General features: G+C 54.7%; 23 protein-coding genes. 18 read left to right on the top strand and 5 right to left on the bottom strand.

What is annotated here, in order from left to right:
• Positions 1-39 precede the first annotated feature (39 nt).
• From mutL to NQH49_RS17245, 12 genes are all read left to right on the top strand, one after another.
• Positions 40-1,893 (top strand): DNA mismatch repair endonuclease MutL, encoded by a 1,854-nt coding sequence (mutL, locus tag NQH49_RS17300; protein WP_256697587.1) that lies wholly within the window; start codon positions 40-42, stop codon positions 1,891-1,893.
• A complete protein-coding gene (gene miaA / locus NQH49_RS17295) occupies positions 1,886-2,827 on the top strand; it encodes a tRNA (adenosine(37)-N6)-dimethylallyltransferase MiaA (RefSeq protein ID WP_036648157.1) in 942 nt (313 codons plus the stop codon). The genes mutL and miaA overlap by 8 nt, the downstream gene beginning before the upstream one ends.
• Positions 2,828-2,937: 110 nt before the next feature.
• Complete coding sequence (hfq, locus tag NQH49_RS17290) at positions 2,938-3,255, top strand: RNA chaperone Hfq (protein WP_008103618.1); 318 nt, start codon at positions 2,938-2,940, stop codon at positions 3,253-3,255.
• A gap of 80 nt (positions 3,256-3,335) precedes the next feature.
• Positions 3,336-4,616, top strand: coding sequence for a ribosome rescue GTPase HflX (gene hflX / locus NQH49_RS17285; protein WP_154154933.1), 1,281 nt, complete (start codon positions 3,336-3,338; stop codon positions 4,614-4,616).
• 171 nt (positions 4,617-4,787) lie between these two features.
• Positions 4,788-6,023, top strand: a complete 1,236-nt coding sequence (gene hflK / locus NQH49_RS17280) for an FtsH protease activity modulator HflK (RefSeq protein WP_008103614.1) — start codon at positions 4,788-4,790, stop codon at positions 6,021-6,023.
• A 3-nt stretch (positions 6,024-6,026) separates the two neighbouring features.
• A complete protein-coding gene (hflC, locus tag NQH49_RS17275; protein ID WP_101762865.1) occupies positions 6,027-7,031 on the top strand; it encodes a protease modulator HflC in 1,005 nt (334 codons plus the stop codon).
• 56 nt (positions 7,032-7,087) lie between these two features.
• Entirely contained in the window at positions 7,088-7,285 is a 198-nt protein-coding gene (locus tag NQH49_RS17270; RefSeq protein ID WP_008103612.1) for a DUF2065 domain-containing protein, read from the top strand.
• A gap of 181 nt (positions 7,286-7,466) precedes the next feature.
• The gene (locus NQH49_RS17265) at positions 7,467-8,765 is read left to right on the top strand and encodes an adenylosuccinate synthase (RefSeq protein ID WP_256697586.1); all 1,299 of its coding nucleotides are present in this window, start codon (positions 7,467-7,469) and stop codon (positions 8,763-8,765) included.
• Positions 8,766-8,955: 190 nt separating this feature from the next.
• Positions 8,956-9,399: a nitric oxide-sensing transcriptional repressor NsrR gene (nsrR, locus tag NQH49_RS17260; RefSeq protein WP_256697585.1), complete on the top strand. Its 444-nt coding sequence runs from the start codon at positions 8,956-8,958 to the stop codon at positions 9,397-9,399.
• 16 nt (positions 9,400-9,415) lie between these two features.
• Positions 9,416-11,866, top strand: a complete 2,451-nt coding sequence (gene rnr / locus NQH49_RS17255) for a ribonuclease R (protein WP_256697584.1) — start codon at positions 9,416-9,418, stop codon at positions 11,864-11,866.
• A 108-nt stretch (positions 11,867-11,974) separates the two neighbouring features.
• Positions 11,975-12,709, top strand: a complete 735-nt coding sequence (gene rlmB / locus NQH49_RS17250; RefSeq protein ID WP_007892019.1) for a 23S rRNA (guanosine(2251)-2'-O)-methyltransferase RlmB — start codon at positions 11,975-11,977, stop codon at positions 12,707-12,709.
• Positions 12,710-12,792: 83 nt separating this feature from the next.
• Positions 12,793-14,421, top strand: coding sequence for an isovaleryl-CoA dehydrogenase (locus NQH49_RS17245; protein ID WP_256697583.1), 1,629 nt, complete (start codon positions 12,793-12,795; stop codon positions 14,419-14,421).
• Here the strand turns inward: NQH49_RS17245 and bsmA are convergent.
• Together bsmA and NQH49_RS17235 are read right to left on the bottom strand one after the other, a co-directional pair.
• Complete coding sequence (gene bsmA / locus NQH49_RS17240; RefSeq protein WP_256697581.1) at positions 14,395-14,721, bottom strand: biofilm peroxide resistance protein BsmA; 327 nt, start codon at positions 14,719-14,721, stop codon at positions 14,395-14,397. The two genes, NQH49_RS17245 and bsmA, sit on opposite strands and share 27 nt — an antisense overlap.
• A 54-nt stretch (positions 14,722-14,775) precedes the next feature.
• Entirely contained in the window at positions 14,776-16,707 is a 1,932-nt protein-coding gene (locus tag NQH49_RS17235) for a methyl-accepting chemotaxis protein (RefSeq protein ID WP_256697580.1), read from the bottom strand.
• 158 nt (positions 16,708-16,865) lie between these two features.
• On the opposite strand from NQH49_RS17235, the gene yjfP reads away from it, so the two are divergent.
• On the top strand, positions 16,866-17,615 hold the full coding sequence (gene yjfP, locus NQH49_RS17230) for an esterase (protein WP_256697579.1): 750 nt from the start codon (positions 16,866-16,868) through the stop codon (positions 17,613-17,615).
• Between the two features lie 47 nt (positions 17,616-17,662).
• Here the strand turns inward: yjfP and NQH49_RS17225 are convergent, their stop codons facing one another.
• On the bottom strand, positions 17,663-17,869 hold the full coding sequence (locus NQH49_RS17225) for a hypothetical protein (RefSeq protein ID WP_256697578.1): 207 nt from the start codon (positions 17,867-17,869) through the stop codon (positions 17,663-17,665).
• 386 nt (positions 17,870-18,255) lie between these two features.
• On the opposite strand from NQH49_RS17225, the gene rpsF reads away from it, so the two are divergent.
• From rpsF to rplI, 4 genes are read left to right on the top strand one after another with little or no spacing between them, the layout of a single operon-like run.
• Positions 18,256-18,651: a 30S ribosomal protein S6 gene (rpsF, locus tag NQH49_RS17220; protein WP_256697577.1), complete on the top strand. Its 396-nt coding sequence runs from the start codon at positions 18,256-18,258 to the stop codon at positions 18,649-18,651.
• A 6-nt stretch (positions 18,652-18,657) separates the two neighbouring features.
• A complete protein-coding gene (gene priB, locus NQH49_RS17215) occupies positions 18,658-18,975 on the top strand; it encodes a primosomal replication protein N (RefSeq protein WP_007892027.1) in 318 nt (105 codons plus the stop codon).
• Between the two features lie 4 nt (positions 18,976-18,979).
• Complete coding sequence (gene rpsR, locus NQH49_RS17210) at positions 18,980-19,207, top strand: 30S ribosomal protein S18 (RefSeq protein ID WP_002210155.1); 228 nt, start codon at positions 18,980-18,982, stop codon at positions 19,205-19,207.
• A gap of 39 nt (positions 19,208-19,246) precedes the next feature.
• Positions 19,247-19,696, top strand: a complete 450-nt coding sequence (rplI, locus tag NQH49_RS17205; protein WP_008103594.1) for a 50S ribosomal protein L9 — start codon at positions 19,247-19,249, stop codon at positions 19,694-19,696.
• Positions 19,697-19,752: 56 nt separating this feature from the next.
• On the opposite strand, the gene NQH49_RS17200 is transcribed toward rplI, so the two are convergent.
• A complete protein-coding gene (locus NQH49_RS17200) occupies positions 19,753-20,406 on the bottom strand; it encodes a LysM-like peptidoglycan-binding domain-containing protein (protein WP_305961198.1) in 654 nt (217 codons plus the stop codon).
• A 217-nt stretch (positions 20,407-20,623) separates the two neighbouring features.
• Here NQH49_RS17200 and fklB point away from each other — a divergent pair, with 217 nt between their 5' ends.
• Positions 20,624-21,244 (top strand): BamJ family beta-barrel-assembly machinery protein, encoded by a 621-nt coding sequence (fklB, locus tag NQH49_RS17195; protein WP_008103590.1) that lies wholly within the window; start codon positions 20,624-20,626, stop codon positions 21,242-21,244.
• A gap of 34 nt (positions 21,245-21,278) precedes the next feature.
• Here the strand turns inward: fklB and NQH49_RS17190 are convergent, their stop codons facing one another.
• On the bottom strand, positions 21,279-23,225 hold the full coding sequence (locus tag NQH49_RS17190) for a bifunctional 2',3'-cyclic-nucleotide 2'-phosphodiesterase/3'-nucleotidase (RefSeq protein WP_256697576.1): 1,947 nt from the start codon (positions 23,223-23,225) through the stop codon (positions 21,279-21,281).
• Positions 23,226-23,451: the final 226 nt, after the last annotated feature.

Genomic DNA, 23,451 nt, shown 5'->3' with positions numbered 1-23,451 from the left:
TGGCTCCTCGTGAGCCAACCAGCCAGAAGGATCACCACCATGCCAATACAGATTTTACCGCCGCAGCTGGCGAACCAGATTGCCGCAGGCGAAGTGGTTGAGCGTCCGGCGTCGGTCGTAAAAGAGCTGGTGGAAAACAGCCTGGATGCCGGTGCCACGCGCATTGATGTCGATATCGAGAAAGGTGGCGCGAAGCTCATCCGCATTCGCGACAACGGCTGCGGCATCGCCAAAGACGAACTGGCGATGGCGCTGGCGCGGCATGCGACCAGCAAAATAGCCTCGCTCGATGACCTTGAGGCGATCATGAGCCTCGGTTTTCGTGGCGAAGCGCTTGCCAGTATCAGTTCTGTTTCTCGTTTAACGCTGACTTCACGCACCGCCAATCAAAGCGAAGCCTGGCAAGCCTACGCGGAAGGGCGCGATATGGATGTGACGGTGAAACCGGCTGCGCATCCGGTGGGTACATCGCTGGAAGTGCTCGACCTGTTCTACAACACGCCCGCACGCCGCAAATTCATGCGCACCGAAAAGACCGAATTTACCCACATCGATGAGGTGATTCGTCGCATTGCGCTGGCACGCTTTGACGTCGCCATCTCGCTTAGCCACAACGGTAAGTTGATGCGCCAGTATCGCGCGGTCAGTGAAAATACGCAGCGGGAGCGGCGTTTAGGTGCCATTTGCGGCACCACGTTTATGCAGCACGCTTTACGCATTGAGTGGCAGCACGACGATTTAGCGCTGCGCGGTTGGGTCGCCGATCCTAACGGCTCGCGCCAGGTTACCGACCTGCAATATTGCTACGTCAACGGACGCATGATGCGCGACAAACTGATCAATCACGCGATTCGTCAGGCGTATCAAACGCAGCTGGGTGATGATCAGCAACCGGCTTACGTGCTCTATCTGGAGATCGATCCGCATCAGGTAGATGTCAACGTCCATCCGGCTAAGCATGAGGTGCGTTTCCATCAGTCGCGTCTGGTACATGATTTTATCTGGCAAGGCGTGATGAGTGCGCTGCAAGCCAGCCGCGCGCCGGAATTGCCCATCGCCCACGCCGAAGAGCCGGCACCGAAGTGGCAGCCAGAAAACCGCCAGGCGGCAGGTGCGAACCACTTTGCCCAGCCCAGCAACACGCCACGCAGCGGCGGCACTTCTGCGGCGGCGGGTGCAAACTGGCAGAATAAAGAGCCGGTTTACAGTGCGCGTGAAGGCAATGCGTATAAGCAGTTGATGAAAACGCCGGTGGTAGAAACGCCGTGCGCTGCGCCAGTTCCTGCGGCGGCTCCGGTGCGTCAGGCGGAAACGCGTGAAGCACCGCTGGCCGCCCACGCGCAAAGTTTTGGCCGCGTGTTAAGCGTTTTACAGGATCGTTATGCGCTGCTGGAACGGGGGAGTGCGCTGCAATTGTTATCGCTGGCCGTGGCGGCACGCTGGTTAAAACAGGCCCAGCTGCAACCAGGCGATGAGGGCTTAAAACCGCAGCCATTGCTGATCCCGGTACGCCTGAAAATTGCCGCGCCGGAGCTGGCCGCTATCGCCGAGCACGCCGCGCTGCTAAGCCAGATGGGCATTGATTTACAACGAGAAGGGCAGCACGTGACGCTACGTGCGGTGCCTTTACCGTTACGAACACAAAATTTACAAATCTTGATTCCAGAACTGTTAGGCTACCTGGCCCGGCAGCAAGAGGTTTCTGCATCCACGTTGGCCCAATGGCTGGCGCGTCGCGATGATGCAGAAGACGCTCACTGGAATCACTCGCAGGCGATTGCACTGCTGGCAGAGCTGGAAAGGCTCTGCCCGCAACTGCTGAAGTCGCCGCCTTCAGGTCTGTTACAGACCATTGAGATTGAGAGCGCGCTGAACGCGTTGAAGCATGAGTGAACTAAACCAGGCTAGCCGGCCAAAGGCAATTTTTTTGATGGGGCCTACCGCCTCCGGTAAGACGGCATTAGCGATTTCGCTGCGTCAGCAACTTCCGGTGGAACTTATTAGCGTTGACTCTGCCTTAATCTATCGCGGGATGGATATTGGCACGGCGAAACCGTCGGCAGAAGAGTTAGCACTGGCGCCCCATCGTTTGCTGGACATTCGCGATCCGGCGGAGGCCTATTCCGCCGCTGAATTTCGTCGCGATGCGTTGGCAGAAATGGCGGAGATCACCCGTAAGGGGAAGATTCCGTTGCTTGTTGGTGGAACCATGCTCTACTTCAAGGCGTTGCTTGAAGGATTGTCGCCGTTGCCCTCGGCCGATCCCGAGGTGCGTCAGCGAATAGAGCAAATGGCGGCGGAGAAAGGGTGGGAAGCCCTGCACCGTCAGCTGTGTGAAATCGATCCGGTCGCCGGTAGTCGTATTCATCCGAATGATCCGCAGAGACTTTCGCGAGCACTGGAAGTTTTTTTTATTTCGGGTAAAACTTTAACGGAACTGACAAAAACCTCCGGCGAAGCGTTACCCTACGACGTGTACCAGTTTGCAATCGCCCCTGCGAGTCGCGAACTGATACATCAACGCATTGCGTTGCGTTACGACCAGATGCTAGCGTCAGGATTTGAAGCGGAGGCTCGTGCACTGTTTGCGCGAGGTGATTTGCATACGGACATGCCTTCCATTCGTTGTGTAGGTTATCGTCAGATGTGGTCTTACTTATCAGGCGAAATCGATTACGACGAAATGGTTTATCGGGGAATTTGCGCCACTCGGCAGCTCGCTAAACGCCAGATGACCTGGTTACGTGGCTGGCCTGAAGTACACTGGTTAAACAGTGATGAGCCAGAGTTAGCGCGTAATGCGGTGCTTAAGGTAGTTAGTGCGTAGCAGGGATGATTGTGTACAATTGATTGGTTATCGTGCGCAAATTTTTACGCAGTTTTTCTGAACCACGGTTCTTAAAGCAACAAACAACAAGCATATAAGGAAAAGATAGAATGGCTAAGGGGCAATCTTTACAAGACCCGTTTTTGAACGCATTGCGTCGTGAACGTGTACCGGTTTCGATCTATTTGGTGAATGGTATTAAGCTGCAAGGGCAAATTGAATCCTTTGATCAGTTCGTCATTCTGTTAAAAAACACGGTCAGCCAGATGGTGTATAAGCACGCCATCTCTACAGTGGTTCCTTCTCGCCCAGTGTCGCACCATAGCAATAACGCGGGCGGCAGCGGTGGTAGCAGCAACTATCATCACAGCGGAAGCAATCAAGGCGCTCAGTCGCAGCCACAACAAGACGGCGATAACGCAGAATAATTTTGCGCTGCCGTAAAGCCAGGGCTGGAGAACGAGCACGTTTTCCTGTCCTGGTTATTTTATTTTAGCGAGGTTATAGCTTGTTTGACCGTTATGAAGCCGGTGAGCAGGCCGTACTGGTACACATCTGGTTCTCCCAAGACAAAGAGCTGGAAGATTTGCAGGAGTTTGAAACTCTTGTCTCTTCTGCGGGCGTTGAAGCGCTGCAAGTCATTACGGGCAGCCGTAAAGCGCCACATCCCAAATATTTTGTCGGTGAAGGAAAGGCAGTTGAAATTGCCGATGCGGTGAAAGCGAGTGGAGCATCGGTCGTTTTATTCGATCATGCCTTAACGCCTGCTCAGGAACGTAATTTAGAGCGTGTGTGTGAATGTCGTGTTGTCGACCGCACCGGCCTAATTCTTGATATTTTCGCTCAGCGCGCCCGTACCCATGAGGGTAAATTACAGGTCGAGCTGGCACAGTTACGCCATATGGCAACACGTTTAGTGCGTGGATGGACGCATCTTGAACGCCAAAAAGGCGGTATCGGTTTACGTGGTCCGGGTGAAACCCAGTTGGAAACGGACCGTCGTTTACTCCGCAATCGAATTAGCCTGATCCTTTCCCGTCTTGAGCGTGTTGAGAAGCAGCGCGATCAGGGCCGCCAATCACGTGCTAAAGCTGACGTGCCAACCGTTTCTTTGGTGGGCTACACCAACGCAGGCAAATCTACTCTGTTTAATGCGATAACCTCCGCTGATGTTTATGTGGCAGATCAACTGTTTGCGACGCTTGACCCGACTTTACGTCGCCTGAATGTTGCAGATGTTGGTGAAGTGGTTTTAGCGGATACCGTTGGATTTATTCGTCATTTGCCACATGACTTAGTGGCTGCGTTTAAAGCTACGCTGCAGGAAACGCGTCAGGCCGCGCTGCTGCTCCATGTGGTTGATGCGGCTGATTTACGTATCAATGACAACATCGAAGCCGTGAATGAAGTGCTGGTAGAAATAGAATCCGATGAAATTCCAGCCCTGATGGTCATGAACAAAATCGATATGCTGGAGGACTTTGAGCCACGTATCGATCGCAACGAAGAGAACCAACCGATTCGCGTTTGGTTATCTGCACAGAGCGGCGTGGGTCTGCCGTTACTGTGGCAGGCGCTTTCTGAGCGTTTGGCCGGTGAAATTGCGCAGTACGATTTACGTCTGCCGCCGGAAGCGGGCCGTTTACGCAGTCGTTTTTATCAGTTGCATGCTATAGAAAAAGAATGGAATGAAGATGATGGCTGTGTGAGTTTGCACGTGCGTATGCCGATCGTTGATTGGCGTCGTCTGTGTAAACAAGAGCCGTCGCTAGCCAGTTATATTGTTTGACCGTTGCCTAACCGATCTTACCCAAAAGATTTCAGGTTGTAGCAAGGCGGCAATTGAACGAATTCCCGGGAGCTTACATCAGTAAGTGACCGGGATGAGTGAAAGCAGCCAACGCCGCTACAATCTGAAAGATGAAGGGTAAGCCGTAAATACAATAAATGGAGTAGAAACATGGCGTGGAATCAGCCCGGAAATAACGGACAGGACCGCGACCCGTGGGGAAGCAGCAATAATCAAGGCGGCAACTCTGGGGGAAATAAAGGAGGTCGCGATCAGGGACCACCTGATCTGGATGATATCTTCCGAAAGCTGAGTAAAAAACTCGGCGGACTGGGCGGTGGCAAACAGAATGACAATGGCCAACGCAGCGGCGGTAGCGGTGGCAAAATAGTTGGCATCGTTGCCGTAGCGGCTGTCGTTATCTGGGCGGCTAGCGGTTTCTACACCATTAAAGAAGCTGAACGTGGCGTCGTCACACGCTTTGGCAAATTTAGCCATCTGGTTGAGCCAGGCCTCAACTGGAAACCGACTTTCGTCGATCAGGTTCGCGCCGTAAACGTAGAAGCCGTACGTGAACTGGCCGCATCTGGCGTGATGTTGACGTCGGATGAGAACGTGGTGCGCGTTGAGATGAACGTACAGTACCGCGTGACCGATCCTGAGCGTTATCTGTATGCCGTGACCAGCGCCGACGACAGCCTGCGTCAGGCCACCGACAGCGCCTTGCGTGGCGTTATTGGCCGCTCAACCATGGACCGCATCCTGACGGAAGGCCGTACCGTGGTACGTAGCGAAACTCAGCGTGAGCTCGACGAGACCATCCGTCCTTACAACATGGGTATTACCCTGCTGGACGTAAACTTCCAGGCGGCGCGTCCACCGGAAGAGGTTAAAGCCGCGTTTGATGATGCGATTGCCGCGCGTGAAAACCGTGAACAGTACGTGCGTGAAGCTGAAGCTTATTCGAATGAAGTTCAGCCGCGTGCTAATGGTCAGGCGCAACGTATCCTCGAAGAAGGTCGTGCTTACAAAGAGCGTACGGTGTTAGAAGCGCAGGGTGAAGTGGCACGTTTTGCCCGCTTGCTGCCGGAATATAAAGCTGCACCAGAAATCACGAAAGAGCGTCTCTACATTGAAACCATGGAACGTGTGCTGAGTCATACCCGCAAGGTGTTGATCAGCGATCGTGGTAACAATTTGACGGTTCTGCCACTGGATCAACTGATGCGCGGTGGCCAGGCATCTGGCCAGGGCGGTCAGAAAATGACGAATTTAATGAAGTCTCCTTCCTCGTCCGATAGCAATGCGAATCGGGGAGATACTTCATCTTACAGTCCAGACAGCATCATGGATCAGCGTCGCGCCAATGCGCTGCGCAACGATACCCAGCGCCAGGGGAGGGAGTAATCGATGCGTAAGCCAATCATCGCCGTAATTATTGTAGTGCTGGTGGTGCTTTACGCGTCACTGTTCGTGGTGCAGGAAGGCCAACGCGGCATCGTGCTGCGCTTTGGTAAGGTTCTGCGTGATGACGAAAACAAACCGTTAGTGTACGCACCGGGTCTGCATTTCAAAATTCCGTTTATCGAAACCATGAAATCACTGGATGCACGCATTCAGACCATGGATAACCAGGCTGACCGCTTTGTTACCAAAGAGAAGAAAGACCTGATCGTTGATTCTTACATCAAATGGCGTATCAGTGACTTCAGCCGTTACTACCTGGCAACCGGTGGTGGCGACGTTTCTCAGGCGGAAGTGCTGCTTAAACGTAAGTTCAGTGACCGTCTTCGTTCTGAAATGGGTCGTCTGGATGTGAAAGACATCGTGACTGATTCGCGTGGCCGTTTAACCACCGACGTGCGTGACGCCCTGAACACCGGCAGCGCTGGCAACGATGATGACGTTCAGACGCCCGCTGCGGATGACGCAATTGCGAGTGCGGCAGCACGTGTAGAACGTGAAACCAATAGCAGCGAGCCTGCTCCAAACCCGAACAGTATGGCTGCGTTGGGTATTGAAGTTGTCGACGTGCGCATCAAGCAGATCAACCTGCCGACTGAAGTTTCTGACGCGATCTACAACCGTATGCGCGCCGAGCGTGAAGCGGTAGCGCGTAGTCAGCGTTCACAAGGTCAGGAAGAGGCAGAGAAACTGCGTGCGCAGGCCGATTATCAGGTCACACGTACGCTGGCAGAAGCACAGCGTGAAGCGCTGATTTCTCGTGGTGAAGGTGATGGTGAAGCGGCAAAACTGTTTGCTGATGCCTTCAGCCAGGATCCGGATTTCTATGCCTTTATCCGCAGCCTGCGAGCCTATGAGAACAGCTTCTCAGACAATCAGGATGTGTTGGTGCTGAGCCCGGATAGCGATTTCTTCCGCTATATGAAAGCGCCCTCTAACGCCACGCGTTAAGAACTGATATAAAGTCCAGGCCGACAATGTTGTCGGCCTTTTTTTTGGGAAAAATCATGAATTCAACCATCTGGATGGCGCTGGCTTTGGTTTTGGTGCTGGAAGGACTTGGACCGATGTTTATGCCACGCGCCTGGCGACGCATGATTCTGGCGATGACGCAGTTACCCGATCGTCTCTTGCACCGTTTTGGTGGCGGTTTAGTGGTGGCCGGCGTGGTGATTTACGCGATGATCAGTATGCACGCGCGTTAATCAGCGTAAATTTTTTGTGATGCCGCGCGACTCAATTGTGTCTGTTGGCCGCTGTTCCCCCAACATGTTGTGAGCTGAGCAAAACTCAGGCAAAAAACAGCGCAATCGTATGCTAAAAGTGCTGAAAGAGTAAAAGTCAGGTGGTAGAATCCATTTTTAAGCAATCGGTGATTTTGAAAAAATGGGTAAGAACGTCGTCGTACTGGGCACCCAATGGGGTGACGAAGGTAAAGGTAAGATCGTAGACCTTCTGACAGAGCGCGCGAATTACGTCGTGCGTTACCAAGGTGGCCATAATGCAGGCCACACACTTGTCATCAACGGTGAAAAAACCGTCCTCCACTTAATTCCATCTGGCATCCTGCGTGAAAACGTCACCAGCATCATTGGTAACGGGGTTGTACTGTCGCCTGAAGCGCTGATGAAAGAGATGAAAGGTCTGGAAGAGCGCGGTGTGCCGGTACGTGAACGTCTGCTGATCTCTGAAGCCTGCCCATTGATTTTGCAATACCACGTAGCAATGGATGTGGCGCGCGAGAAAGCGCGTGGCGCCAAAGCTATCGGCACCACCGGTCGCGGTATCGGTCCTGCCTATGAAGATAAAGTGGCACGTCGCGGTCTGCGCGTGAGTGATCTCTTCAACAAAGAAACCTTTGCGGTGAAGCTGAAAGAGATCGTCGATTTCTACAACTTCCAGCTGGTTAACTATTACAAAACTGACGCTGTTGACTACGAAAAAGTGCTGAGTGATACGCTGGCGGTTGCTGATATCATTACCAGCATGGTGGTTGACGTCTCTGATCTGCTGGACGGGGCGCGTAAGCGTGGCGACCTGATCATGTTCGAAGGTGCACAGGGTACGCTGCTGGATATCGATCACGGTACCTATCCGTACGTGACCTCATCGAACACCACCGCAGGTGGCGTAGCGACGGGTTCAGGTATTGGTCCTCGCTATGTTGATTACGTGCTGGGTATCGTCAAAGCCTACTCAACGCGGGTTGGTGCCGGTCCGTTCCCGACCGAACTGTTCGATGAAACCGGCGAGTTCCTGTGTGCTCAGGGTAACGAGTTCGGCGCGACCACCGGTCGTCGTCGTCGTACCGGCTGGCTGGATGCAGTTGCCGTTCGCCGTGCCGTTCAGATCAACTCCCTGTCAGGTTTCTGCATGACCAAGCTGGACGTGCTGGATGGCCTGAAAGAAGTGAAAATCTGTGTGGCTTATCGTATGCCAGATGGCCGCGAAATGACCACCACGCCGCTGGCGGCTGAAGGCTGGGAAGGCATTGAGCCGATTTACGAAACCCTGCCAGGCTGGAGCGAGACCACATTCGGCGTTAAGACGCTGGAAGGTCTGCCGCAAGCTGCACGTGACTACATCAAACGTGTAGAAGAAGTGACCGGTGTACCGATTGATATTATTTCTACGGGCCCAGACCGCAGTGAGACCATGATTCTGCGCGACCCGTTCGACGCATAATCTCCTCAGGCCGGACTCTGTCCGGCCTTTGTATTTCTAATCTTTGACTCCACTCACTCTATTTTTTCTTGCAGATATCGATACTTGCCAGAAAAAACGCACCGGCCACCACGCTCTGGTTTATCATCATATTTAAACATCACGCCGACCGGCGCATAACCATAACGTTCGATGATTCACTGAGGTATATGTGCAGCTAACAAGTTTCACCGATTATGGTCTGCGTGCCCTGATTTACATGGCGACGTTACCGGCAGGTAAGCAGACCAACATTACCGAAGTCACCGATACCTACGGGGTGTCGCGTAACCATATGGTTAAAATCATCAACCAACTGAGCCGGGCTGGCTTTGTCGCCGCAACACGCGGTAAAAACGGCGGAATTCGTTTAGGCATGGACCCGGAAAAAATCGTCATTGGCGATGTGGTGCGAAGAATGGAGCCGTTGCAGCTCGTGAACTGCGACGAGTGTGTGATCACGCCGGCCTGTCGTTTGCGTAAAGCATTGCACGATGCGGTCCAGCTATTCCTCAAGGAACTGGACAAGTATACGCTGGCCGATTTGGTCAAAGATAACGATTCGCTGTACCAACTTTTATTGTCCGAACCGCCGGTGGCAATCCAAATTAAATGACATCGGAGGAACCGTAATGTCAAAAGATCCTTATCAGGATAGAGAAGCTGAAAAATACGAAAACCCAATTCCAAGCCGCGAATTTATTCTGGCACTGCTGGAAAAACGCGAAAAGCCGACCAGCCGCGATGACATCGCGCAGGAATTGAATATCACCAGCGAAGAGCAGCTGGAAGCGCTGCGTCGTCGTCTGCGCGCTATGGAGCGCGATGGTCAGCTGGTGTTTACTCGTCGTCAATGTTACGCCCTGCCAGAACGTCTTGATCTGCTTCGCGGTAAAGTGATTGGTCATCGCGATGGCTACGGTTTCCTGCGCGTGGAAGGTCAGAAGGATGATTTCTATCTTTCAGCTGAACAGATGAAATTCTGCCTGCACGGCGATGTAATTCTGGCGCAGCCGGGCAGCGCCGATCGTAAAGGTCGTCGCGAAGCGCGCGTGGTACGTGTGCTTGAACCGCGTAACAGCCAGATCGTCGGCCGCTACTTTACCGATGCAGGTACCGGTTTTGTGGTGCCGGATGACAGCCGCCTGAGTTTCGACATCCTGATCCCGCAAGAAGAAACGCTTAACGCGCGTATGGGTTCAGTGGTGGTGGTTGAAATCACCCAACGTGCGACGCGTCGCACCAAAGCGATCGGCAAAGTGACCGAGCTGCTGGGTGACGATATGGGCACCAGCCTTGCGGTCGATATGGCGGTGCGCACCCATGAAATCCCGCACACATGGCCGGAAGAAGTTGAGAAGCAGATCGCTAAGCTGAAAGAAGAAGTGCCGGAAGAGGCGAAGCTTGGGCGTGTTGATTTACGTAAGTTGCCGCTGGTCACCATTGATGGTGAAGATGCGCGTGACTTTGATGATGCTGTTTTCTGCGAGAAAAAGCGCGGTGGCGGCTGGCGTTTGTGGGTGGCAATTGCCGACGTCAGCTATTACGTGCGTCCGGGCACGCCGCTGGATGATGAAGCACATCAGCGCGGCACCTCGGTCTATTTCCCGTCGCAGGTTATCCCGATGCTGCCGGAGATTCTCTCCAACGGCTTGTGCTCCCTGAATCCGCAGGTTGATCGTTTGTGCATGGTGTGCGAGATGACCATCTCCTCAAGCGGCAAACTCACCGGTTTCAAACACTATGAAGCGGTGATGAATTCCCATGCGCGACTGACCTACAACAAAGTGTGGAACATTCTGCAAGGTGATGCCGATCTGCGTGAACAATACGCGGCGCAGGTTCCTCATCTGCACGAGTTGCACAACATGTATCAGGTGCTGGAAACCGCGCGCGAGCAGCGTGGCGGCATTTCGTTTGAGACCGATGAAGCCAAGTTCATCTTCAACGCCGAGCGTCGCATTGAGCGCGTTGAGCGCACCTCACGTAATGATGCGCATAAGCTGATTGAAGAGTGCATGATTCTCGCCAACATCGCCTCGGCGCGTTTTGTTGAGAAAAATGAAGAGCCTGCGCTGTTCCGCGATCACGATCGTCCAAGCGAAGACAGCATCAAAAGCTTCCGCACCGTACTGAACGAGCTGGGCTTAAGCCTGCCGGGTGGCACTAAGCCACACCCGACCGATTATGCCGCCTTGCTGAAGCAAGTGGCCGATCGCCCAGACGCAGAAATGCTGCAAACCATGCTGCTGCGTTCGATGAAACAGGCGGTTTACGATCCTGAAAACCGGGGTCACTTCGGCCTGGCGCTGGCGTCGTACGCGCACTTCACCTCGCCGATTCGCCGCTATCCGGATTTGCTGCTGCATCGCGCCATCAAATATCTGCTGGCAAAAGAGCGCGGCGAAGTCGATGGCATCACCACGCCGACCGGCGGTTATCACTACGACATGCAGCAAATGCTGCAGCTGGGCCAGCACTGTTCGCTGACCGAGCGCCGTGCTGATGAAGCCACGCGCGATGTTGCTGACTGGCTGAAGTGCGACTTCATGCAGGATCAGGTTGGCACCGTGTTCAACGGCGTAATCTCCAGCGTGACTGGCTTTGGTTTCTTCGTACGTCTCAACGATCTGTTTATCGATGGTTTGGTGCACGTCTCGACGCTGGATAATGACTATTATCGCTTCGATGCGGTGGGCCAGCGTTTGATTGGCGAATCCGGCGGTCGCACTTATCGTCTGGGCGATGCGGTAGAAGTGCGCGTTGATGCGGTACATATGGACGAGCGTAAAATCGACTTCGCGCTGATTTCCAGCAAGCGTGTACCGCGCGGCGAAGGCAAAACCGAGCGCGAGCGTGAGAAACGCGGCGGCAAACCGCCAGCTAAACGTCGTCGTGATGCCGGTAAGAAGGGCACTTTCGAGCCTGATTCCGCGTTCCGTGGCGAGAAGAAAAAGCCTGCCGCTGCTGAGAAACCGGCTAAAAGCGAGAAAAAAGGCAAAAAAGTCTCCGAGAAAACCCGTAAAATCGCCGCCGCCACCAAGTCCAAGCGCGCGTCGAAGAAGCAGCCTGACGAAGCCTGATAGTTAGGTCGCCTTGCAGGGCGACCTGACGAAACCGTTGTAGGGTGCGCATCAATGCGCACCTGAACCTCCGTATTCAACGATCTAAATCCAACCTTGAGCAAAGTAATGAGTGAAATAATTTTTGGTATTCATAGCGTGCAGGCGCTGCTGGAGCGCGATCCTCAGCGTTTTCAGGAAGTCTTTATCCTTAAAGGCCGCGAAGATCGTCGCCTGCAGCCGCTGATCCTCGCACTGGAAGCTCAGGGAATCCCGGTGCAGGTGGCGAACCGTCAATGGCTTGATAGTCAGGTTGAAGGCGGCGTGCATCAGGGCATCGTGGCGCGCGTGAAGCCAGGCAAGCAGTATCAGGAAGGTGATTTGCCGGATCTGCTGCAGAGCCTTGAAAAGCCGTTCCTGCTGGTGCTGGATGGCGTTACCGATCCGCACAATCTCGGCGCTTGCCTGCGTAGCGCGGATGCCGCTGGCGTGCATGCGGTCATCGTGCCAAAAGACCGTGCAGCACCGTTGAATGCCACCGCCAAGAAAGTGGCCAGCGGCGCGGCAGAAAACGTGCCGTTGATTCGCGTCACCAACCTGGCGCGCACCTTGCGCTTGCTGCAGGAATACAACGTCTGGGTCGTTGGCACCGCAGGCGAAGCGGATCACACCGTTTACCAAAGCAAAATGACTGGCCCAATGGCGCTGGTGATGGGGGCGGAAGGTGAAGGTATGCGTCGTTTGACGCGTGAGCATTGCGATGAGCTGATTAGCATCCCAATGGCCGGCAGCGTTTCGTCACTCAACGTGTCGGTTGCCACCGGCGTCTGCTTGTTTGAAGCCGTTCGTCAGCGTCAGGCGTGATCCCCACCGCAAAAAATTTTCCAGGCCAGGCATAACTGCACATCCTCTTCATACTTGAAAAATGAGTATGAGGAGGACGTTGTATGAACTGGCAAACCCACACCGTATTCAACCAGCCCCATCCGCTCAGCAACAGCAACCTGTTTACGCGTGATATCGCCCTGTGCGAGGCCGTTGTACGCGAAGGTGCCAGCTGGGATCGCGAATGGCTGGCTTCCGTCGGCTTGCAACTCGGCAGCGCCGAATCCCTTGAGTTAGGCCGCTTAGCGAACGTCGAAGCGCCGGAGCTGTTGCGCTACAACGCGCGCGGCGAACGCCTCGACGAAGTGCGTTTTCATCCCGCCTGGCATCTGCTGATGCAGGGATTGTGCGCCAGCCGGCTTAATAATCTCAGCTGGCAGCCCGACGTGCAGCCACAGGCGATGGTGGCACGTGCCGCGCGTTTTATCCTGCATGCACAGGTGGAAGCGGGCTCGCTCTGTCCGGTGACCATGACGCACGCCGCCATTCCGCTGCTGCAAAATCATCTGCCTGAACCCTATGCTGACTGGCGCGAAGCGCTGCTCAGCGATCGTTACGATGCGCATCATCTGCCGGGCAATAAGAAGCGCGGCCTGCTGATTGGCATGGGCATGACGGAAAAACAGGGCGGCACCGATGTGTTGAGCAACACCACTCGCGCCGAACCGCTTGGCGTGCGCGGGCCGGGCGAAGCGTATCGCATCACCGGTCACAAATGGTTTTTCTCGGTCCCGCAAAGCGATGCGCATCTGATTCTGGCGCAAACGTCACAAGGATTGAGTTGCTTCTTCCTGCCCCGCTTGCTGCCGGATGGCTCGCGCAACGCCATTCGCATTGAACGACTGAAAGACAAGCTCGGCAATCGCTCCAACGCCAGCGCAGAAGTGGAGTTTCAGGATGCGATCGGTTGGCTGATGGGCGAAGAGGGCGATGGCGTGCGACTGATCCTCAAGATGGGCGGCATGACGCGCTTCGACTGCGCGCTGGGCAGCCACGGACAGATGCGCCGTGCGCTGTCGATTGCCGTACACCATGCGCAGCAGCGGCAGGTGATGGGCAAGAATTTAATCGATCAACCGCTGATGCGCGCGGTGCTGGCGCAACAGGCGCTGCAGCTGGAAGGGCAAACCGCTTTGTTGTTGCGGCTGGCACGCGCCTGGTCAACACCGGCCAGCGATCATGAACGCTTGTACGCACGCTTGTTCACACCGGCCGCCAAATTCGTGGTCTGTCAGGCGGGCATGCCCTTTGTGGCAGAAGCAATGGAAGTGCTGGGCGGCATGGGCTATTGCGAAGAGAGCGAGTTGCCGCGTCTTTATCGTGAGATGCCGGTTAATAGCATCTGGGAAGGCTCCGGCAATGTGATGTGCCTGGATGTCCGGCGCGTGCTCGGCCGCCACGCCGAAGTGATGACCATGCTGCACGATGAGTTTGATGCGGTGAAAGGCAGTAATCGTCACTTTGATCGCCGCTGGCGGCAGTTACGCTGGCAGCTCGCGAACCCGCGCGAAGGGCAGGCGCGGGAGATCACACGCGAGTTACTGCAGCTGGCGAGTGCCGCGATTCTACTGAAAGTGGCAGAGCCGCCGCTGGCCGATGGCTGGTGTCAGCAGCATCTCGATCTACGCGGCACGCGTGCATTGAGCGACGATCTCTGCGCGCGCTTACTGTTGCGCTGCAGTGCCGCTTGACGGCGCGCCATACAGAATGGCGGTGGTGTACCAGAAGCTGGGAATGGTGGTTTCATCCAGCATCAGAATTTGATAGTAAACCGCACCTGCCTGATTGGCTTTAGCGGCAATAGCGCGCTGCGCATCATCTGGCGATCCGCGTGTGGTGGCGGTAATAGTGCCGAGCTTTGGCAGACCAACACTTTGCGCGCGTGAAATCTCCTGCGCTTGCTGCGTAGGTGGTGGCGGAGCTTGTGGCGTGGTGGTGAACGCGGCGCAGCCGCTGAGCAGCAGTGTTAAGGCCAAATAGAGAATACGCATAGCAACTCCTGAAGCAGGAAGATGGCTCAAGTGTAAGCCATCTTCCTGTGGCTTTTAGTCCTTCAGATGAAAAATGCTCACCAGCTGCGTCAGATGATGACCTTTCTTACTCAGATGATTGGCAGTGGTTTCTGACTGGTTAATCATATCGCTGCTTTGATGCGTGGCCTGGCTGATGTGATTCATCGCCAGATTCACCTGACCAATGCCCGCCGCCTGTTCCTGCGCAGCAATATTGATCTCGCCCATCAGCGTTTTAACCTGCTCGATGTGATTGACGATATGGCTCATCGCATCACGCGTCTGCTCGGAGAGCGTGTGGCCGGCCGCCACTTTATCGATTGAGCTGGCAATCAAGCCATCAATCTCTTTGGCTGCCGTAGCACTGCGCTGTGCCAGCGCGCGCACTTCCGCCGCCACCACCGCAAAGCCTTTACCGTGTTCACCAGCGCGCGCCGCTTCAACCGCCGCATTGAGCGCCAGAATGTTGGTCTGGAAGGCAATTGACTCAATCACGTGAGTGATGTCGGCGATGCTCTGCGACGCCACACGAATCTCCGACATGGTTTCCACCGAACGTGCCACGGTGCTGCCGCCGTGATTCACGGTGTTAGCCGCCTCACCGACCAGCGCCATCGCCTGACGCACATTGGCCGCAGTTTGTGCCACAGTCGCGCCAAACTGCTCCATGCTGGCCGAGGTTTCCTCCACGCTGCTGGCCTGACGTCCAATCTGCTCGCTGATGCTGGAGCTGCTGGCGGCGATGGTATCGGTGCCGCTGCTGATTTCACGCGCCGCCGAACGCACCTGACTGACGACTTTCTCCAGCCCATCGCCAATGCCATTGATCGCGCTGACCAACTGACCAATCTCATCACGACGTGAAGAGTCGAGATGTGCCTGCAGATTACCGGCGGCGTACTGTTCTGCCAGATGAATCACCTGTTGTAGCGGACGCGTGATGGCGCGGCGGCTGTACCACATAAAGCCGATGGCAAAAACGATCACCAGCGCCAGCCCAATCGCCATAAACAGGTTACGGCTGTGCGTGATTGGCGCCAGCAGGCTAGCACGGCTCACTTCGCCGGCGATAACCCAGTTCCAGCCCGGCAGCTGCTGCCACGCCAGCAGTTTGGTTTCGCCATCCAGTTCAACCGCCACTAATCCCTTCGGCTGGCTGAGCAGTTGCTGCTGCGTGGCGTTATCCCAGCGCGGCAGTTTGCCTTCAGTGTGACGATCAAACAGATATTGGCCCTGGCTGCTGCCCGGCGCACCGTTCAAAACCGAGAAGGTGCCGCTGTCGCCAAGATGGCGCGCCAGCACTTTGTCACGCATCAGCGCGTATTGCGCATCGATCTGCACTCCGACGAACAGGATGGCGATCACCGTGCCGCTGCTATCCTGCACCGGCTGATACTGCGTGATGTAACGGTGGCCGAACAGCGTCGCCAGGCCACGATACACCGTGCCCTGATTGATGCTGCGCCAGGCCGCGCTGCTGCGATCCAGTTTGGTGCCCACCGCGCGGCTGCCATCCTCTTTTTTCAGCGAGGTGGCGATACGAATGTAATCCTCGCCATCACGTACGAAGATGGTGGAAACCGCACCGGTGCGATCGAGAAAATCATCCACCGCGATTTGATCGAGGTTGAGGGTTTTCAATCCCGCTCGCAGTGTTGGCGTGCTGAATTCGCCCACCTGAACACGTTCGCTGTCATCACGGCTAAAACGTTTTGGCAGGAAGCTTTGGAACAGTTTGGTGTAATTCGCCACCTCTTCCGACAGCGTGGCGTTGAACATGGTGGCCATTTCATTAATGCCTTGCACCTGATTCTGCATATCATCGGTTGCCAGCTGCTCCAGCTGACGTGCCGCGTTATGGCTCAGGGTTAAGGTCAGAGTAAATAGCACAATTGCCACGCTCAAAGACGTCAATACAGACAGCTTGATTCCGAGACCCATGGCGCTGAGAGAAAGACGCTTCATAAAGTACCTTTTGAGATTATTGAAGGGGTACAAGATCAACGGCAAAACGGGCTAAATGTTTAGGGCTGAAATTATTCAAACTTAATGTGAAGTGGCTCGCATTTTGTGACGCAGCGCTTACACTGAGTCCAGTGATAATCATTCTCAATGGAGGCGGTATGATTGAGTTGGCAACGGAGCATCTGGCAGGCATCGAATGTATTCACGCATCACCGGCTGGTCAGCGCCAGGCGCGCTTGCCGACGGTATTGTTCTATCACGGTTTTACCTCATCAAAAGAGGTTTACAGCTACTTTGCCGTGGCGCTGGCGCAGGCCGGTTTCCGCGTGATCATACCCGATGCGGACATGCACGGCGCGCGTTATAACGGCGATACCGATGCACGTATGACCCACTTCTGGGAGATCCTCAAACAGAACATCGATGAAGTGCCGTTGCTGGAGAAGGCGCTGCGCGATAACGACTGGATTGCCGATGAGCGCTTTGCCGTGGCGGGCGCCTCGATGGGCGGCATGACCGCGCTGGGCGCAATGGCGCGCTATCCGCAAATCCACAGCGTGGCGTGTTTAATGGGTTCCGGCTACTTCATGCAGCTGAGTCATACGCTGTTTCCGCCGCTGGTGGCGCGCACGCCAGAACAGAAAGAAGCTTTTGCCGCGCGCTTAGCGCCGCTGGCGCCGTACGATCCCAGCGAGCAACTGGAGAAACTGGCGAATCGACCTTTGCTGCTGTGGCACGGCGAAGCGGATGAAGTGGTGCCCTTTGCCGAAACGGCGCGTCTACAGAAAGCGTTAGGCGAGGCGGGACTCAATCAACAGGTGACCGCGCTTTCCGAAAAGAACATCGGCCACAAAATCACGCCTTCGGCCCTGACGGCGCTGGTCAGTTTCTTTAAACACCATTTATAAAAAATGCGGGTTGGCGTGATTGGCGCCAGCCCGTTTAAGTTGCCGAACTAAAGTTGTGATGACAACCGTTCGGCGGCGCTGGTATTGGCACTGACTGGGTTACTGCTTGCAGGCGCATCCAACCGATTGACGTAGACATAGCCTGATGCCGCGTTGCTGTGACTTCTCATCTGCTGCGCGTAGTCAGCGGAGCTGGCAAAAGCGGGTGGAGACAGGAAGAGACCCAGTAAAGTGGCGAAAATGATCATTTTCATAATCGACTCCAGACTCACAGGGATTGCACTCTCAGACGCGGCAAATAGGATTATTCGTTGCGCCTGTAAATAGTGTAGTTCTTAACCAACCTGCCGCCAGATCGTCCCATTGAACACCTTGTTCAGAGAATTTGATCAAACGCCCGCTAACTCACTGAGACATCTCACTTAGCACAAAAAGCCGCATCAGCTGGCACGATAGTCGCCATTTGATGAATTGTGCGCTTGAGTTTCCACAAGGACGCCAGTATGATTACGCGTCAATTTTTCAGCTGCATTCAGAGGTGTGTTTCATTTTTAAATGATTCGCAACCTATAACGTTCCTTGCTTCCGTGGGCCGCAGCTGACCCTGACAGGAGGCTGAATAATCCGTAAGGAGCTATCGATGCGTCATTACGAAATCGTATTTATGGTCCACCCTGACCAGAGCGAACAGGTTCCAGGTATGATCGAGCGTTACACTGGTGCTATCACCGGTGCACAGGGCACGATTCACCGTCTGGAAGACTGGGGCCGCCGTCAGCTGGCTTACCCAATCAACAAACTGCACAAAGCGCACTATGTTCTGCTGAACGTAGAAGCGCCGCAGGAAGTGATTGACGAGCTGGAAACTAACTTCCGCTTCAACGACGCCGTTATCCGCAGCATGGTTATGCGCGTTAAGCACGCGGTAACTGAAGCATCTCCGATGGTTAAAGCTAAAGACGAGCGTCGTGATCGCCGCGAAGACTTTGCTAACGAATCGGCTGATGACTCAGAAGCTGGGGATTCTGAAGAGTAATCCGACATGACGGCAAATCGACTGCGCCTGTCTGGCACTGTGTGCAAGACGCCGGTTCGAAAAGTCAGTCCGTCAGGGATTCCTCATTGCCAGTTCGTGCTTGAGCATCGTTCTGTGCAAGAGGAAGCCGGTTTCCACCGGCAAGCCTGGTGCCAAATGCCGGTGATTATCAGCGGCAGCACCCATCAGGTGATTACTCAACATATAACGGTCGGCACGCAACTCACTCTCGAAGGCTTTATTAGCTGCCATCAGGCACGCAATGGTCAGAGCAGAATGGTGTTACATGCCGAGCAGATTGATTTGATAGATTCTGGAGACTAGCCAAATGGCACGTTATTTCCGTCGTCGCAAGTTCTGCCGTTTCACCGCGGAAGGCGTTGTAGAGATTGATTACAAAGATATCGCTACACTGAAAAACTACATTACCGAAAGCGGTAAAATTGTCCCGAGCCGTATTACCGGTACTCGTGCAAAATACCAGCGCCAGCTCGCTCGTTGCATCAAGCGCGCTCGCTACCTGTCCCTGCTTCCGTACACTGATCGTCATCAGTAATCGGTAGTTGTCCATTAACGACTTTAAGAGGATAAGGTAATGCAAGTTATTCTGCTTGATAAAGTAGCAAACCTGGGCAGCCTGGGTGATCAGGTTAACGTTAAAGCGGGCTACGCTCGTAACTTCCTGGTTCCACAGGGTAAAGCTGTTCCTGCTACCAAGAAAAACGTTGAGTTCTTCGAAACACGTCGCGCTGAACTGGAAGCCAAACTGGCTGACGTTCTGGCTGCTGCTAACGCACGTGCAGAGAAAATCAACGCACTGGGCAACGTAACCATCGCGTCTAAATCAGGCGACGCTGGTAAACTGTTCGGTTCCATCGGTACCCGTGACATCGCTGATGCAGTAACTGCAGCAGGCGTTGAAGTGGCTAAAAGTGAAGTTCGTCTTCCAGAAGGCGTACTGCGCACCACCGGTGAGCACGAAGTTGACTTCCAGATCCATAGCGAAGTCTTCGCTAAACTGGTTGTGAATGTAGTTGCTGAGTAAGTTCACTCGGTAATGCGAAAACGCCGGCCTTGCGCCGGCGTTTTTGTTTCTGCGTTTTACTGAACGCGGATAAAGCTGCCATCCGGCTGACGCGTAAACAGCACCGGACCGTTGCTGCCATCGACCGTTAAACCGGTCACCACGCCTTGCGCGTTCTGACGAATCTTCACCTGCTGACCATTCTGTAACGCGCTCAGCGGCTGCCCATCACCTTCCACACGCGCCATGGCAAACACATCATTCACCGGCAAATTGTTGTCGCGGAACAGCTGCGCCAGCGTCTGACCTGATGCCACATTGTAGGTGCGCCATTCGCCCTGCGAATCGGTTTTCGGCGGCGTATTCTGCTGCTGATTGTTATCGTAAATCTCCGCCTGCATCGGCACTTCTTTAGCGTTAGTGTCTGCCGGACGTTCAACCGGATACTGCGGCGTACTGCTCGGCCAGAGAAACGCCAGTAGCAGCACCAGCAGGGCAATGACAATGCCGCGACGATGCAAAGCGGGCAGCGGATCCATCCAGCGCACATCATCCAGCAAATGCCAGACGCGCTGCAGTGCGGCGGGAACGCGGGAAGGGTGATCGGAAGCCATTCGTGAATCCTCCTCGCTGGCGGCTTTGCGCGGAATGCGCGGCAGCCAACGTTGCAACCAAGGTAATAAAGTACGCGGTGCGCGCGTCCTGCGACGTCGTGGGGCGATCTGGCCCATGTATTCTCTCTTGTGTCCGACGGTGGCAGGTGAAAACCTCGCCACAGCTATAGTATGAGCAATGCTGACAGGAAGTGCCTGGCAGCATTGAAAAATTTGACCGCTGTATTGTTTCCGTTTCGCCGGGAAATGTCATCTGCGGCGCGTGAGATTTTACGCCAGCCGCCCGCGCTGGTATGCTGCCGGTTCTATTTTTCTCCGGGATTAAGGAATCAAGATGACGACCCCTTCATTCGACAGCGTCGAATCACAAGCAAGTTACGGTATCGGTTTACAGGTAGGCCAGCAGCTGCAAGAGTCTGGACTGCAGGGTCTGCAGCCAGAAGCACTGCTCGCCGGCCTGCGCGACGCGCTGGAAGGGAACTCACCGGCCGTCCCGGTTGACGTGGTACATCGCGCACTGCGTGAAGTGCACGAACGCGCTGAAGGCGTGCGTCGTGAGCGTGTAGAAGCGATGGCGGCAGAAGGTCAGACTTTCCTTGAGCAGAACGCACAGCGCGAAGGCGTAAGCAGCACCGAAACCGGTCTGCAGTTCAGCGTCATCACCCAGGGCGAGGGTCCAATCCCTTCACGTCAGGATCGTGTGCGCGTGCATTACACTGGCAAACTGATCGATGGCACCGTATTCGACAGCTCAGTCGCGCGTGGCGAGCCAGCAGAATTCCCGGTTAGTGGCGTTATCGCGGGTTGGATCGAAGCGCTGACGCTGATGCCAGTTGGTTCCAAGTGGGAACTGGCGATTCCACACAACCTCGCTTACGGCGAGCGCGGTGCAGGCGCCTCTATACCGCCATTCAGCACCCTGATCTTCGAAGTTGAGCTGCTGGAAATTCTGTAAGTAGCAAGAGGGCGGCAATCGCCGCCCTTATTCGTCATTTCTTCTGCAAATCCACCTGCCACAACGCAAAACCTATCTCATCGCTGCCCACTGCTTTCATCGGGTAATCGGCATGCTGCTCGATAAATTTCGTCGCTTTCGCGCCAGGCGCGGTTTCAAAACGGATATCCAGCGGCGTGGTGCTATTAATCGGTTCTAAACGCCAGTTGTGATCGGCCTGCGGTTTCACTTCGCCATGCGCTTTGGTTTCGCTGCTGATATAGGCGGCTACCACCGATCGGTTCTCATCCGGCGACGCGAAGGCGACATACTTATCGCCGGTGCCAGCAAACTTGCCGCCGTAAGCGCGATAGTTATTGGTGGCGACCAGGAAAGTGGCATCAGGATCGATAGGCTTGCCTTGCAAGCTGAGATCCTTAATGCGCGAAGCCCCTTTGTTGATCAGCGTACATTCCGCGTCATAGCGCGCCGGTTGTGTGACATCGATTTGATACTGCACGCCATCGATCACATCGAAGTTATAGGTGCGGAAATCCCAGTTAATCAGCGATTGCGGTTTGCTGCTGTGCGGATCGATTTGATTAAACTGCGCCGCTGAGCACTCCAGCCACTCTTTCACCTGCGCACCGCTGACTTTCATCACCACCAGCGTATTGGGGTAGAGGTAGAGATCGGCGGCGTTACGGAAGGTGAGATTACCTTTTTCCACTTCGACATAGCTGGCGGGATCGTTTTTACGGCCACCGGCTTTAAACGGCGCGGCGGCGGAAAGTACCGGCAAGCGACCAAGATCAGGATCGCCCTGAATAAAATGCTCAACGTAAGCGCGCTGCGCGTTGTTAACGATTTGCACCGTGGGATCGTCCTGCACCAGCGACAGGTAGCTGTACATCACGTCGGCAGATTTACCGATTGGTTTGGCAACAAACCCGCGCGTGGCGTGGTGATCCTGCTCCAGCACTTTCACCAGATCGGCATCTTCAGCGGCCAGCGATTTTTTCGCCGCGCTGTCATAAATTGGGCGTGCTTCGGCTTTGCCCTGCGTGACTTGCCATTTATCCCCCTCGTTATTCAGCACCAGATCGACCACCCCAAGATGATCGCCCCACATGCCGGGCATCACCGACGGAACACCGTTGAGCGTGCCTTGGGCGATATCAGCGCCTTTAATTGCCGCAAACTCTTTGCTCGGGAACACCGCGTGAGCGTGGCCGAACATGATGGCGTTGATGCCTGGAACCTGGCTGAGGTAGTAAACCGAATTTTCTGCCATGGCGTGATAGGGTTCACTGCTCAAACCGGAGTGCGGAATAGCGATGATTATTTCAGCACCTTTTGCGTGCATTTCCGGCACATAGCGCTTCGCTGTTTCAGTGATGTCATCAACCCGTACTTTTCCCTGCAGATTGTTACGATCCCAAACCATAATCTGCGGCGGAACGAAGCCGATGTAACCAATTTTCAGCGTATGCGGCTTGCCGTCACGGTCTGTTACCGTGGTTTCTTTGATTAAGTAGGGCGTAAACAGCGGTTTTCCACTTTTCTCGTCGATAATGTTGGCATTGACGTAAGGAAAGCGCGCGCCGGCCAGCGCTTTTTGCAAATAAGGTAAGCCGTAGTTGAATTCATGATTACCGAGGTTTCCGACCGCGTAATCCAGCGTGTTCATCGCTTTATACACCGGATGTACTTCGCCCGTTTTCAGCCCTTTCGCCGCCATGTAATCGCCCAGCGGACTGCCCTGAATAATATCGCCGTTATCGACCAGCACGCTGTTCTTCGTTTCGGCGCGAGCCTGCTGGATTAAGGTGGCGGTGCGCACCAGGCCGAACTTCTCCGTCGGCGTATCTTTGTAATAATCGAAATCCATCATATTGCTGTGCAGATCGGTGGTTTCCAGAATGCGCAGATCCACCGTAGCAGCCTGTACCGTGGCGGCAGTAATACAGAGTGCCAATAACGACATGCTCGCTTTGAACATCGCTTGTTCCTTGTTCGGTCCAATGGGCCTCTCAAAATAATGTAAAACCATGACGAATTATCATTTCAATTTGTGATGGAGCTCGGACTTTCATCCAATATCTGCCGTCACGCCGCCGTGATAGCGTATTCAGCATCCCGCCATAGCCGCCGCTGATGAACTATGGTATTGATATTCATATAGATTGCCACAGCAGACAGCGCAGTCGCAGGCTGTTGAATGACAA

Origin of the sequence: Pantoea trifolii (assembly GCF_024506435.1) — a bacterium.
Classification (GTDB): domain Bacteria; phylum Pseudomonadota; class Gammaproteobacteria; order Enterobacterales; family Enterobacteriaceae; genus Pantoea; species Pantoea trifolii.
The sequence above is the reverse complement of the archived record's forward strand: the minus strand, read 5'-3'. Positions and strand labels throughout refer to the sequence as shown.

What these genes read in the sequence shown, in the direction of transcription:
- mutL (WP_256697587.1), top strand. Translation starts at nt 40, where the DNA reads ATGCCAATACAGATTTTACCGCCGCAGCTGGCGAACCAGATTGCCGCA.
- miaA (WP_036648157.1), top strand. Translation starts at nt 1,886, where the DNA reads ATGAGTGAACTAAACCAGGCTAGCCGGCCAAAGGCAATTTTTTTGATG.
- hfq (WP_008103618.1), top strand. Translation starts at nt 2,938, where the DNA reads ATGGCTAAGGGGCAATCTTTACAAGACCCGTTTTTGAACGCATTGCGT.
- hflK (WP_008103614.1), top strand. Translation starts at nt 4,788, where the DNA reads ATGGCGTGGAATCAGCCCGGAAATAACGGACAGGACCGCGACCCGTGG.
- hflC (WP_101762865.1), top strand. Translation starts at nt 6,027, where the DNA reads ATGCGTAAGCCAATCATCGCCGTAATTATTGTAGTGCTGGTGGTGCTT.
- NQH49_RS17270 (WP_008103612.1), top strand. Translation starts at nt 7,088, where the DNA reads ATGAATTCAACCATCTGGATGGCGCTGGCTTTGGTTTTGGTGCTGGAA.
- NQH49_RS17265 (WP_256697586.1), top strand. Translation starts at nt 7,467, where the DNA reads ATGGGTAAGAACGTCGTCGTACTGGGCACCCAATGGGGTGACGAAGGT.
- rnr (WP_256697584.1), top strand. Translation starts at nt 9,416, where the DNA reads ATGTCAAAAGATCCTTATCAGGATAGAGAAGCTGAAAAATACGAAAAC.
- rlmB (WP_007892019.1), top strand. Translation starts at nt 11,975, where the DNA reads ATGAGTGAAATAATTTTTGGTATTCATAGCGTGCAGGCGCTGCTGGAG.
- NQH49_RS17245 (WP_256697583.1), top strand. Translation starts at nt 12,793, where the DNA reads ATGAACTGGCAAACCCACACCGTATTCAACCAGCCCCATCCGCTCAGC.
- bsmA (WP_256697581.1), bottom strand. Translation starts at nt 14,721, where the DNA reads ATGCGTATTCTCTATTTGGCCTTAACACTGCTGCTCAGCGGCTGCGCC.
- NQH49_RS17235 (WP_256697580.1), bottom strand. Translation starts at nt 16,707, where the DNA reads ATGAAGCGTCTTTCTCTCAGCGCCATGGGTCTCGGAATCAAGCTGTCT.
- yjfP (WP_256697579.1), top strand. Translation starts at nt 16,866, where the DNA reads ATGATTGAGTTGGCAACGGAGCATCTGGCAGGCATCGAATGTATTCAC.
- NQH49_RS17225 (WP_256697578.1), bottom strand. Translation starts at nt 17,869, where the DNA reads ATGAAAATGATCATTTTCGCCACTTTACTGGGTCTCTTCCTGTCTCCA.
- rpsF (WP_256697577.1), top strand. Translation starts at nt 18,256, where the DNA reads ATGCGTCATTACGAAATCGTATTTATGGTCCACCCTGACCAGAGCGAA.
- priB (WP_007892027.1), top strand. Translation starts at nt 18,658, where the DNA reads ATGACGGCAAATCGACTGCGCCTGTCTGGCACTGTGTGCAAGACGCCG.
- rpsR (WP_002210155.1), top strand. Translation starts at nt 18,980, where the DNA reads ATGGCACGTTATTTCCGTCGTCGCAAGTTCTGCCGTTTCACCGCGGAA.
- rplI (WP_008103594.1), top strand. Translation starts at nt 19,247, where the DNA reads ATGCAAGTTATTCTGCTTGATAAAGTAGCAAACCTGGGCAGCCTGGGT.
- NQH49_RS17200 (WP_305961198.1), bottom strand. Translation starts at nt 20,406, where the DNA reads ATGGGCCAGATCGCCCCACGACGTCGCAGGACGCGCGCACCGCGTACT.
- fklB (WP_008103590.1), top strand. Translation starts at nt 20,624, where the DNA reads ATGACGACCCCTTCATTCGACAGCGTCGAATCACAAGCAAGTTACGGT.
- NQH49_RS17190 (WP_256697576.1), bottom strand. Translation starts at nt 23,225, where the DNA reads ATGTTCAAAGCGAGCATGTCGTTATTGGCACTCTGTATTACTGCCGCC.